Source organism: Algoriphagus lutimaris (assembly GCF_017051705.1).
Lineage (GTDB): Bacteria > Bacteroidota > Bacteroidia > Cytophagales > Cyclobacteriaceae > Algoriphagus > Algoriphagus lutimaris.
Map to the genome: position 1 here is coordinate 1,040,371 of NZ_JAFIDJ010000001.1, position 13,620 is coordinate 1,053,990.

The following is a 13,620-nucleotide window of genomic DNA, read 5'->3' on the forward strand; positions in this document are numbered from 1 at the left end:
AAGTACAAAAAGTTAGAGTAAGCTCTGAATAGACTTTTTTGGACGGTTACTAGGGTGTGCTCAGAAGCAAAGAGAAGTAACTTAAAAAATCATTACGCACAAATCAAAAGAAAAGGGGAAGAAATAGCCTCCAACTATTATAAAGGTTAAATCTCAACATAAAATTCAAGTAAATAAATAATCATACACCATAAATTAAACTATTCCAAAGCTTATCTTGTTACTTAACTGTAATCACCTGCAATATGATGGTTATGAAATAAATGAGTTAATAGAAATTCGTGAAAACCAGGTCTAGGTTAGGTCTGGTTTTTTTATTGATCTAATCCTTTTTTCTTAAAACGTTTAAGGTGTATTAATAATTAAATTCTGTCTTTTTATAGAAGCTTAAAAACCTTTATTTTAAAAATTGATTTTTTTTCAACTATTTTTTTCAAAGATAAACTTATCGATCAAACACCTTCCTTGACACTTAAATTTTCGTTCAAAAACACCAAAAACCTGTTCATATAAACTAAAAAGAATTTAAATCAGGAGAGCAATTTTTTAAGTACAGAAAAAAATCAATTTAGCATTTCACAATCTAGAATTTGATTCAGGAGTAATGGTTAAAACCTTAAGATTTAAGGATTTAAAATTTTATATTGAAGTATACTTTTCAATTTTTTTTTACCCCTTAACCAAATTTTATAATGCAAATCATCGATTTTAGAAAAAGGGGAAAAGTCTGGATTGGCTTTTCCTTACTGCTATTTATTATCCAATCTTGTTCGGTCACTACCAATTCAAATTCAGAAGAAGAGAAAGCTACCAAAACTGTCAAAAACAATTTTCCAGACTTTGGAAAGATGCTTAGTCCTGAGGAGTTTCTCACACAATACCCAGGAGAAAAAGTATTTGAGTTGAGTCAAGATTACCCTTTAACCAAGCCAGATGAATCCCGGCTTCCGGAGTTCCTTAATATTCCATTTGATGAAGACGAACATTGGATGGAATACATTAACGCTGTAAGGGATTATTCCTTTGAAGGGATGATCGACGTGGACTTTGTTGCTCAAAAGAGTAAAGTTAGAAATTGGTACCATATGCCATGGATGCATTGGGGGCCACAAGGTTCGGAAGGCTTTCATGGATTGGCTAAAGAAGCTGAAATTGGTCCTTATCAATTGGGCCCGAATCAAACAGAATCGCATCAAACCTATGCCTTGGGTTTTTACAATGAATTTGCAGGGTACACTTTAGCCCAAATGTGGAAAGATGGAGATAATCCGAACCCTTATGCCACGCAAGAGCCCAATGGCTTCCCTGTAGGCACAGTCATTTTTAAACTACTCTTTACAGATGCAGATGAAACAGATGCAGATTATTTGGTGAATCCCATGACTTGGAATGCCTATATCACACCAACCTGGAATAATGGGTTGGACACTGGTAGAATTGTCAAGAAAATGCATTTAATCCAAATGGATGTAATGGTTAGAGATCCGAGAGCAGATCAGTATGGTACAGGTTGGGTCTTTGGGACCTTCTGCTACAACGGAAAGCTAAATAATGGAAAAGAAGGCTCCATGCGAGCTGAAAACTTAGTTCCTGTTGGAATACAGTTTGGAAATGACCCTCAGGATACAACCAATTTCATCAATCCATATCCCGTCAAGCGAACCGTTATAAACCCCAATTTAAAGCAAACCAAGATCAATCCTGATTCCACCCAGTTGCCTCCACAGCATTTGGGTTGGGGAGGGAGATTAGATGGTCCTGTGGATTTAAATAATTCTTCCTGCATGTCTTGTCATGCTACGGCTGAATTCCCTCAAGTAGCTCCATTGGTTCCAAAAGAAGCATTTATTGGAGATACCAATGCCATGGGACAATTGACAAAACTAACGGAAACACAAGCGGAAGCATTCAGAAAATATTTTCAAAATTTAAAATGTGCCACTCCTTATACTGACAATGCCACCTCTTGTGATTTCTCCCTTCAGGTTTCACTAGCCCTAGGATATTTCACGGAATGGAAAGATGAAGATGTAGCAGGTTATTGGACCAGTGAATACGAACGATTACCGGTGATGATGAACCGTGATGGATCCCCAAAAGTAGAGCCAAATACACCCCAATAATCATGAGCCAATATTTAGAAGAGCAAAAAGAAAGATTACAGAATAACATCAATCATATCGTGGTATTGATGCTGGAGAATAGATCTTTCGACAACTTATTGGGTTGGCTGTATGATGACGAAAAGCCCTGTAATAATCAGAAATTTGAAGGATTGAACTATGGCCTTTGGAACCCATTGGATAATATAGATTCTGATGGTATTCCATTTATTGAAAAAGTGGGAGTAGAGCAGAATGGAGAGAAAAAATATAAATACGGAAGAGAGGTAGATAATCCAGAAAATTTTTGTCTTCCAGACCCAGACCCAGGAGAAGGTTTTAAGGACACCAATTATCAATTATTTAGCTACTACAATGTGGCTGAAAATTACACTCCATCCCCCATTAATATGGGCTTCGTGCAAAATTACCAAAATGCCATGATGTACGGAGCATTCAGCTTTGGTGATCAACCCACCAACCCGAGAGATATTATGAAGTGTTACACACCTGCTCAGACACCGGTTCTATCTGGACTGGCCAAAGGTTTTGCAGTTTGTGATCAATACCATTGTTCTGTACCTAGTCAAACTTTACCTAACCGAAGTTTTGTCCATGCTGCCACTTCAGGAGGAAATGTCAATAATTCACCAAATGCTTTTTGTGATCAAAAAACCATTTACAATCAGATCCAAGATGCTATTGACAGCCAAAAGCGAACCGATTTAAGTTGGGGTATTTTTGGAAATAACTTAATGCCCTCCTCAGAGCGAAAGAAAGATTCAGATGCTGCAGGAGAGTTTGAAAGGGATTACTTTTCCTTAACCAGACTCTGTATGACGGAATTACATGATTCAAAATTCGATTCTAATTTTGGGACATTGGATCAATTTATCCAGAAATGTCAGGAGGGTAATCTTCCAAGTTACTCATTTTTAGAGCCTACCTATGGAGGAGTTAATCAAAATGATCAACATCCACCAAATGATATTCGACCTGGGGAGCAATTAATTGCTGACGTCTACAATGCAATCAAAAATTCCAAGGTATTTGATTCCACACTTCTGATTATTACCTATGATGAACATGGGGGTTGTTATGATCATGTAGCTCCTCCTGCCCAAGCCAAAAATCCTGATCCTAATAATACACCAGGGCAAGATGGTTTTCTTTTTAACCGATTTGGTGTGAGAGTTCCTTGCGTTCTAATAAACCCTTACATATCACAAGGGCTTATTGCTAGACCCAGTGGCTATATACCTTATGACCATACCTCTATAATCAAAACAGTTCAGGAATGCTTCCAATTAGAGGGAAACTTGACGGAACGTGATAAAGTAGCACCAAGCTTATCAGGTGTCTTGACGCTTTCAAAGGCAAGAACTAATTTTCCTGATGTAACTCCTCTGGCCTGGAATACAAAAGTGGACGAATCTCATGTGAATGATTTGCATAGAACCATGGCCAAAATAGTGAATGACTTGAGTGGTATCCCCCAAGAAGAAAAGGAAAGTACGCTCACTTACCTTCAGAAAAATTTTAAGAAACTTTTTATCACAAGACCGGCAAGATCTTAGTAACAGCTAGGGCTTCCTTTTTAACATTAAATACCATGAACAATAGCGTTTCATTTTTCCTCAATGGAGAAGAAGTCACCATTACCAACCCAAAACCTGAATTACTCTTATTAGATTACTTACGATCCAATGAAGTAGGACTTACAGGTGCAAAAAAAGGATGTGGCCAGGGCGGTTGTGGTGCTTGTACAGTCATTTTATCTACCTGGAATGAAAAAAAACAGGTTGCTGAACACAAGTCAATAAATTCATGCCTAAGGCCAGTTTGCGCCTTGGGAGGGATGGCTATCACAACAATTGAAGGTACGGGAGGAATCAAAAGGCCAGAGAACAAACATTTGACTTTCACGCCCTCCTCATCAAGGGGAGCGTCTAATTTTGCAGTTACACCTCCTCCTGCATGGAATAGAAAAAAAGCAGATTTACTGCAGTCCACATCATCGAGAACTGATCAGGTAACTCAGCGGTTGGTAGCAATTTCAACTAATTCCATCTCATCCAAATGCCTATCTGAACAAGAAAATCAAGATTTACATGAAGGAATTAATCCAGTAGCCCACCGCTTAGCAATCAACAATGGAACTCAATGTGGGTATTGTACTGTGGGATTTGTCATGAATATGTCGGCATTTTTATCAGAAAATCCCTCACCAACAAAACAGGAAATTGAATCAATTTTCGATGGGAATATTTGTCGATGTACAGGCTACAAATCCATACTCACTGGAATGAAAACTTTTGCCTCTGATTGGAATGCTGAGGATGAAGCCCATAGAATGAAGTGCTTAACTGAAGATAAATGTCAACAAGTGCTTGTTCATGATTCCATTAATATCCCGTTTCCAAAAGCTGCAAAAATGGCTTTGCCCCCCATATCTATTTTAAACTCTAGGCAAAAATGGTTTAGCCCAGAGACCTTGGATGAGTTAAAGATTATTCTTAGAAAAAACCCTCCGGATACCACAAGGATCGTTTTCGGAAATACTTCTTTTGGGGTTTACGCAGAGGAATTTCCGCAATTTAAATTATTCGTTGACATCAAATTAATTCCTGATCTATTTGGGATTAACAAGACTGAAAAAGGACTTGAAATAGGAGCTTCTACAACTTACTCGGAATTACTAGCCTACTTGGACCAACTTATCAAAAAAGAGGATTTAGCTTCAACTTCTAGAATAGGAGCTATTCAATATATGGTCCATAGAACAGCTGGGATGATCGTTAGAAATGCGGCATCCATTGCTGGTAATACCATGCTTGAATTAAAGCATATCTTCACTGGAGCACCTTTTCCATCTGATTTATTTACAACTCTCTTTGGAACAAATTCTGAAATCAGAATTCTAAAGGTGAAGTCAGGAAAAGAATCTCAAATCAAGATTTCTACGTTGATTCAGAAGGTATTAAAAGCTCCTGAAATGGTGCATGACCTAATTATCCTGGGATATTTCATTCCTTTTGGAAACTCCAATGAGGTGGTGTTATCCCAAAAAGTTGCTTTGAGAGAGGTAAATTCCCATTCTATCGTAAACAATTGCTCAAGGATAGAACTTGACCAGAATTTAAAAGTAAAAGAAGCCTCTATCGTATTTGCTGGAATTGCACCCTTGGCATGGAACGCCTCCAAATCAGAACAATGGTTGAAAGGCAAGACCATAAGTTTGGACCTTTTACCCAAGTTGACCGATATCCTAAGAATAGAAGTTCAAAAGGAGTTAAGTTATTGGGAGAATCAAGGAAGATATGACTCCATTCCTTCCGAGGGTTTTACCGATGAGTACAAAACCAACTTAGCAATTTCATTTCTATACAAAGCAATAATCAGAACCTTATTAGAAAAATCAAAAAAGGCGGTACCACCACACCTTTTATCAGCAGGAGATATTAATTGGGGAAACTGGGGTTTAAGTAATGGAACCCAATCATATGAAATTCAGGACTTTAAAAAACCTCTTTCTCAACCATACATCAAGTTAATGGCTTTTCATCAAGCCATGGGGCAAGTACATTATACGCATGAGATTCCGCTACCTCCTGTGGGTAAGAATGCTGCATTTATTCAATCCAAAAAATCCCTTGCCAATTATCATTTTATAAACCCTGACTCGAAAGAGAATATTAATGAAGAAGTTTTGGAACGTATTCTCAGGGATAAGTTTCCTTCCTTTTTTAAGCTGATCAATTCAAAGGATATCCCTGTTGGAGGAATGAACCTGCAGGGGATGGCTTTTGATCAACCTGTTTTTGCTACAGATAACATTCTTTATCCTGGACAAGCCATTGCCATGGTCATCGCACAAACAGAGCAAGATGCCATTGAAATCGCAGAATATGCCTCATCTAATTGTGTAGGTTATTCTCCCATTATCTGGCAAAATGAAGGGAATAAACAATGGGATAAAAGTTGGGAAGAACCCATTGTTTCTATTGAGGACGCCATTAAAAAAGGCAGCATTTTTCCAGATTGCCCAAGTACAGCCTCCTTCGTTTCTCATATATGGAAAATCACCAGACCCGGTACGGAGCTGTACTGGGTAAATCTGAACAGGGACCCTTTGGATAAAACTCCAAATTTAAGGAAAGAGAAAATAGATGGGGCTTCCTGCCTGGTGGTAGAAAACACCCAGATTTCGGGAGAGCAAGTCCATTTTTATATGGAAACTCAAGCCTGCGTAGCATTTCCGGAAGATGATGACCAAATCTTAGTCCATCCCTCTTCCCAAAGTCCCATGGAAATGCACCAAACAGTCGCAAGTACCTTGGCTGCAGAGCATAATAAAGTGAACGTGGACATCCGACAATTAGGAGGGGGGTATGGAGGAAAGACTGAGCAAGCAAAATTTGTTGCTGCTCCGGTAGCAGTAGCAGCCCATGCTTTGAATAGACCAATCCGACTGGCAATGAAGCGGGAACATGATACCGCGATGATAGGAAAGCGTCATGGATATTATGGTCAGTACCAAATTGCTATAGATCAAGGCAAATTACGGGAAGAGGACCGAGGGATCATCAGAGGCTTACATCTGAAGATCTGGGCGGACGGAGGAGCATTTTATGATTGTTCCTATATCGTATCCAACTGTGTTCAGTTACGAATTGACAATGCCTACAAGGTCAAAAATTTCGAAAGTCAATTAGATGTATGTAGAACCAATAAAGCTCCTAATACAGCCATGAGAGCCTTTGGAGATATACAAGGCAAACTCATTTTAGAAAATGCGATTGATGATGGTGCATTCTCTATCGGAATGGATCCTGTGGAATTTAGAAGGAAAAACATGTATGTAAGGGGCGATGTAACCCCTTTTGGACAGGCCCTTTCCTATTGCTACATGCGGGATGTCTGGAAATATGTGGAAGAAAAAAGCAATTACCGGGAAAAGCTCCAAGAAGTGGATGCATTCAATAAAGCCAATAAATGGAAAAAAAGAGGAGTGTATATGATTCCGGTAAAATACGGTTCCGGTTATAATCTGGTCATGATCGAGCAGGCAGCAGCAATTGTTTCGGTGTATTCTGGGGATGGAAGTGTTTCAATCAATCAAGGAGGAGTAGATATGGGGCAGGGCATGATGACCAAAGTTGAACAAGTTGCCGCATACGTGTTGAATATTCCTATGGAGTTAATTCAAATTCACAGTCCCACTACCAAAAGCATTCCCAATCCCACAAGCACCGGAGGTTCTACCGGAACTGCCTATAATGGAGAAGCAGTGAAGCAGGCTTGTGAGAAAATGCGAAGTAGAATTACCGAATTTGGCTTCAAGCTCTTAAAAGACCATGGAGAAGAATGGTGTAAAGAACAGGGAATTGACTTTTGGAATCATGGCTCAGCAGGTTGGTCTGCTTCCATAAAAAGACCCATCGATCAACATCCTAAATTAATTTGGCAAAACCTGGTCGCATTGGCCTATCAATATCGAGTAGATTTAATAGCATCATTTACAGCACCGATTCCTGGAGGAACCACTCCAATTCCTGCCATGACCTTCAAACCAAACAGTGAAAACAAGGCGATCCCAGGAATTGATTTAGCCAAGGTACCAAGTACAGCTGGGGTGGTGGACTCCTTTGTAGGATTTACATTTTCTGCAGCATGCTCGGAAGTAGAGGTAGATATTCTCACTGGAGAGGTAAAGATTTTAAAATCTGATATTGTTTTTGATATGGGATGGAGTTTAAACCCTGCCATTGACATAGGTCAGGTAGAAGGAGCATTTGTCCAAGGAGTGGGATATGTATTGACAGAAAAATTGGTCTTTGAACCTAAAGGAGAGGAAAAAGGAAGGTTGAATACCTTAAACACTTGGACCTATAAGCCACCGGCGATCACTACCATCCCCTTGGAAATGAATACTTATTTATATCCAAGATCCAACTCTTCAGAAGTGCCTGAAAACCCTAATGGGCTTTTTTCATCCAAAGAAGTAGGGGAGCCTCCTTTGGTTTTGGCCACCAGTGTATTCTTTGCCATAAAATCAGCCATTCGAGCTTCTAGATTGGAACGAGGTCTGTCTGGGTATTTTAAATTAGATGCCCCAGCCACAGTTCAGGAAGTAAGTAGGGTATTGGAAGTAAAGAAGCAGGATTTTAAATAAAATCTTTCCAAATCAACTCAAGACCTCAATAGTGTAGTGCTGTTGAGGTTTTTTTGCATCTGAAATCTTACAAATCGAAAAGGACTTTCTTAAAGTTTGTATTTTTTCTTTATATAAAAGGAAATTGCATCCTGCTCATTTTCAGCTAAATTTCTTGACTTAAAAAGACCGCCAACCTTATGAAAAAAATCTTATACGCTTCTCTGGCTCTTCTAGCAGCTTGTACCACTAGTCCTGACATGAAAGAGGAGCAAGTTCGAGAGCATTTTATCAAAGTAGATGAAATCAATTCTGCCATTCGTCCGGGGGATAATTTCTTCATGCATGTCAATGGAACTTGGTATGATACCGTCAAAATTGCTGATGATCAAGTAGGAGTGGGGTCCTATTCCTTTTTAAATATTCCCAAAAAACAATTATTGGAGAATATTTTAACTGAAGTATCAAAAGAAGAGCATCCCAAGGGGAGTATTGAACAGAAAGTAGGGGACTTTTACGCCTCTGGAATGGATACAGCAGCCATTAATGCGAGAGGCTATGAACCCATTATTCCCATTTTAGAGCAAATTGAGGCCATCAGTAGCCTTTCCGACTTACACCAATTTGTATCTTCTGAATTGAAGTCAAATAATCAAACCCTGATTGGGTTAAGAATATCTCCTGATGATGAAAACAGTATCGTCAACATTGTTCATTTAAGCCAAACAGGTATAGGCTTACCTGACAGGGATTACTACTTCAATACTGATTCCTCTACCATTGGTATTCAAAAGGCATATCAAAATTACTTGGCTACCCTATTTCAATTGACTGGTAGTTCAGAAACTGAGGCTACTAACGCCGCTGAAAAGACTTATGAGATAGAAAAATCATTGGCAGAATCCCACAAGACTAGAATCCAGCGCAGAGTTGTAAAAGAAAACTACCATAAGTTGGCTGTAGATGTAATTGAAACAGAACACGAGAACATTGGTCTAAAAGCTATTCTAACGGAGTTAGGTCTTCCTGCAGATTCTGTAGACGTTAGGCAACCTGCATATTACGATCGGTTAAACGGCATGCTTGCCTCAGTTCCACTGGAAGATTGGAAAACATACCTGAAATCTAGCACTTTGGTTAACTATGCAGATATCTTAAGCACCCCTTTCGAAAATGCAGCTTTTGAGTATTCGAAGGTTGTTTCTGGGCAGTCCACTCAATTGACACGAGCACAACAAATGGTACAGAAAGTGGATAGACAGTTAGGTTTTGACTTGGGACAATTATATGTCAAAAGATACTTCAATGAAGATGCAAAACAACGTGTTTTAACGCTTGTCAATAACCTCCAAAAGGCATTCGAAAATAGAATCAATAAGCTGGATTGGATGAGTGACAGTACTAAAACTCAAGCAAAAGAGAAGTTGTATTCCATTACCAAAAAGATAGGTTATCCTGATGAATGGAGAGAATACAACGTCTCCATCGACAAGAACAAATACTTTGAAAACGTCATAGCCCTTAGAAAAGACGAAAGTCAATATCAGTTGGCTAAATTCGGAAAAGCCCCAAATAGAGCCGAGTGGGGAACTACCCCAAGTACTGTTACAGCTTATTATAACCCCTCTTTAAACGAGATTGTCTTTCCAGCGGGAATTCTTCAATACCCTTATTTTGACTTCTATGCGGATGATGCTGTGAACTATGGAGGAATAGGGATGGTAATAGGACATGAATTGACTCATGCTTTTGATGATCAAGGTTCTCAGTTTGATAAAGATGGAAATGTGAAAAATTGGTGGACTTCAGAAGACTATGAAAAATTCAAAGCCAAAACACAGCAATTGATCGACCGTTATGACACGTATACAGTATTAGATTCTGTCCACATCAAGGGAGCCATGACCATTGGAGAAAATACAGCAGACAATGGAGGGATCTACATCGCTTACGATGCATTTAAACTCACAAAACAAGGACAGGACACTACCAAGATAGATGGGTATACCCCAGATCAACGTTTCTGTCTATCTATTGCCAATATTTGGAGAGTGAAAGTGAGGGATGAGTATATGAGAACCTATGTGAATACCAATTCCCACTCCCCAGCAATGTGGAGAGTCAATGGTCCTCTAATGAATTTTGAACCATTCTATCAAGCTTTTGACATTCTACCAGAGGACAAAAACTTTAAACCTGAAGAGCAACGGATTAAAATCTGGTAGGTAAAAGAAATTATAAACGCTATTTTTCGAAAGGCGAACTCTTCACTCTTAGAGTTCGCTTTTTTTGGATTCATCCAAAATCATGAGTTAAAGTGAAAGTAATTGTCAAGTTACTTTCCTTAATTTTTCGATTTTCATAGACATTCTTTTTGAAAATTCTTTTGGAATTAAGGAGACATAGCTTTCTTTGTTAAAACCCATTTTTCTTCAAATGAAAATTAGCCTTAAAGTATTACCTAACCTTTTCTTACTAGGAATCTTCTTTATAGTTCAATCTTCCTATTCCCAAACGGATTGGTTATTGGATAATTCGTCTTACAAAGCCAGAATTATTGAGGGAACTGGAGAATTGGAACTTACAAACAGCTTGGTCAAAAGAGTCATTAAAATCTCCCCAAATGCCGCAACCATTCGACTGGATAATATAACAAGTGGAGAATCCTATCTAAGGGGAGTAAAACCAGAGGCAGAAGTTCAGATCAATGGGGTAAATTACGAAGTAGGTGGATTGAAAGGACAACCCAACTATGCTTTTTTGAAAGAAGAGTGGATTAAGGACCTTCATAATTCCACCGCAGCTATGCAATTTGATGGCTACGAAATCCTGGAAACAGAAACCCCATTTGAATGGGCTAAAATACGCTATGGAGATTTGAATAAACCCTGGCCTCCTAAAGGGGTTCACCTTCGATTGGATTTCAAACTACCTGAACAAAATAAGTTATTAGAATCTAATGACCCTCTTCCAAGTTTTCTTGGAAGGAAAAAAATCTATTCCACTGAATTCAATGAATTAGATCCAACTTGGCGCACTCATGAATCTACCTCGCATCCAAGATCCTCATTTCAAAATGAGGGAAAAATGGGTGAGATCTACACCCTCCAAAACTCTGCAGTATATGTAGAGCGGAAATTGGAAGAGGATACTAAAATCATTGAAGCCACATTTAGAACAGGTACAGATCAATCCAAAGAATATGGTCCTGGAATCACCTTGGTATGGCCTGATCAAACTATCAAATTTTTCTTAAAACCGAGCGGAAATTCCTATGATGATGGAATTCCTATGTTTGGGCTTTGGAATGGCAAAGAACAAATCAGGGCTGCTGGAGGAAGACAAAAATTGGACCTTTCTACTCCTTGGTCTTTAAGATTTCGTGTCACAGAGAAGGCGGTTTATTGTGAAGCAAAACCAAAAAATGGCATCTGGATGACCATTGAAACCCTTCCTGCTTTTTCAAGTATGCCAACCAGCGTTAGGATTGGAAAAAGTGATGGAAAAGGAAACCCACAAGATGCGGATGAATTAGGAGAATTGGTTCGCCTGCAAGTCCTTGATTTTGCTTTATATGGTTCAATAGATCAATCGGTAAAAAACAGCTTACAACCAGAAGATGTAACTGTCTCCGTACACTACGAATTGTATGATGGTATCCCTGTGTTCGGAAAATGGATCACAGTCAAAAATCATAGTCCAAAGGATATCAATCTAGATGGGTTTACTAGTGAGATCATCGCTGCTGTAGAATATGAATCGAAAGTTGAATTAAGAGAAAATACAATTTTTAAAAGACCCAATATTCATGTAGAAACGGATATGGCATTTGCAAGTATGTCAGCCGATGATGCAAATGCACATTTGGTAAAATGGTTACCGGATCCTGACTATTCTACTCAAGTAAACTACCTAAGGCAGACCCCTAGCTTATTGAAGGTCAGTCCAGAATATGGTCCTGATCAAACCATTAACTCAGGAGAGGAATTTACTTCTTTCCGAACTTTTGTGTTACCACATGATAGTTATGATAGAGAACGAAAAGGTCTGGCGATGCGAAGGATGTATAAAACTCTTGCACCTTGGACTACAGAAAATCCTTTGATGATGCATGCTCGATTTGCAGATTGGGAACGCGTGAAAACAGCTATTGATCAAGCTTCAGAAGTGGGATTCGAAATGGTTATTTTGACTTTCGGAAGTGGATTCAACATTGAAGACGATAGCGAAGAATACCTCGCAGAAATGAAGCGATACGCTGATTATGCCAAAAGTAAAGGAGTAGAAATAGGAGGCTATTCCTTGCTAGCTTCAAGAAGTATCGATGCTTCAACTAACGTGGTCATGCCTGAGGGAATGAAACCTACATTTGGAAATTCTCCTTGTATCGAAAGTGAATGGGGACAATCCTATTTCAAGAAGCTATATAAATTTTATGAAAAATCAGGTTTTACCTTATTGGAACATGATGGCTCTTATCCAGGAGATGTATGTGCTTCAGAAAATCACCCTGGACACAAAGGGTTGAACGATAGTCGATGGAATCAATATCGTACCATTTCCAATTTTTACAAATGGAGCCGATCAAAAGGGATTTACCTCAACATTCCTGATTACTATTTTATGACAGGAGGAAGTAAAATTGCGATGGGTTACCGGGAGGTAAATTGGAGTCTACCAAGAAATGAGCAATTGGTTCATGCACGTCAAAATATCTTTGATGGTACGTGGGAGAAGACCTCTACCATGGGCTGGATGTTTGTTCCCTTAACCGAATATCACGGAGGAGGAGAAGCTGCTACCATCGAACCATTAAATGAACATTTAGCGCATTACGAAATGATGATGGCCAGTAATTTAGGTGCCGGCGTTCAGGCTTGTTATCGGGGACCTCGACTTTTTGATACAGAAGAAACCAAAAACATGGTCAAAGGCATGGTGGATTGGTACAAGGAGCATCGTCAGGTTTTGGAAGGAGACATCATCCATTTGAAAAGAGCCACTGGTAACGACTTGGATTATTGGCTAAATGTCAACCCTTCTGGGGAAGAGAAAGGTATGTTGGTGGTTTATAACCCTACCAATCAAGAGATTACCAAAAAGATAAAAGTACCTCTCTATTATACGGGGCTTACCGATGAAACCAGAATTACCACCAAATCAGGAGAATCCATCAATCTTCTTCTAAACCGTGATTTTTCGGTAGAAATTGAAGTAACTGTACCAAGTAATGGGGATTCTTGGGTATTGTTTCAATAAAAAAAGAAATACGATTTAAAGAGACGGTAGGTGCCAATTCTGGAAAGTTAAATCTTCCGAATAAATCCAATCTGTTTAAATCGTATTTCTACTTTTAATTTGTTT

At 38.9% G+C, this 13,620-nt stretch carries 5 protein-coding genes; all 5 read left to right on the forward strand.

Annotation, left to right across the window (positions count from 1 at the left end):
* Nucleotides 1-692 precede the first annotated feature (692 nt).
* The gene (locus JYB62_RS04310) at nt 693-2,123 is read left to right on the forward strand and encodes a hypothetical protein (protein ID WP_205644191.1); all 1,431 of its coding nucleotides are present in this window, start codon (nt 693-695) and stop codon (nt 2,121-2,123) included.
* A gap of 2 nt (nt 2,124-2,125) precedes the next feature.
* A complete protein-coding gene (locus JYB62_RS04315) occupies nt 2,126-3,679 on the forward strand; it encodes an alkaline phosphatase family protein (RefSeq protein ID WP_205644192.1) in 1,554 nt (517 codons plus the stop codon).
* A gap of 35 nt (nt 3,680-3,714) precedes the next feature.
* Entirely contained in the window at nt 3,715-8,277 is a 4,563-nt protein-coding gene (locus JYB62_RS04320; protein ID WP_205644193.1) for a molybdopterin cofactor-binding domain-containing protein, read from the forward strand.
* A 179-nt stretch (nt 8,278-8,456) separates the two neighbouring features.
* The gene (locus JYB62_RS04325; protein WP_205644194.1) at nt 8,457-10,481 is read left to right on the forward strand and encodes a M13 family metallopeptidase; all 2,025 of its coding nucleotides are present in this window, start codon (nt 8,457-8,459) and stop codon (nt 10,479-10,481) included.
* Nucleotides 10,482-10,692: 211 nt separating this feature from the next.
* Nucleotides 10,693-13,515: a hypothetical protein gene (locus JYB62_RS04330; protein ID WP_205644195.1), complete on the forward strand. Its 2,823-nt coding sequence runs from the start codon at nt 10,693-10,695 to the stop codon at nt 13,513-13,515.
* Nucleotides 13,516-13,620: the final 105 nt, after the last annotated feature.

Coding starts and splice junctions, on each gene's coding strand:
- JYB62_RS04310 (WP_205644191.1), top strand. CDS start 693: ATGCAAATCATCGATTTTAGAAAAAGGGGAAAAGTCTGGATTGGCTTT.
- JYB62_RS04315 (WP_205644192.1), top strand. CDS start 2,126: ATGAGCCAATATTTAGAAGAGCAAAAAGAAAGATTACAGAATAACATC.
- JYB62_RS04320 (WP_205644193.1), top strand. CDS start 3,715: ATGAACAATAGCGTTTCATTTTTCCTCAATGGAGAAGAAGTCACCATT.
- JYB62_RS04325 (WP_205644194.1), top strand. CDS start 8,457: ATGAAAAAAATCTTATACGCTTCTCTGGCTCTTCTAGCAGCTTGTACC.
- JYB62_RS04330 (WP_205644195.1), top strand. CDS start 10,693: ATGAAAATTAGCCTTAAAGTATTACCTAACCTTTTCTTACTAGGAATC.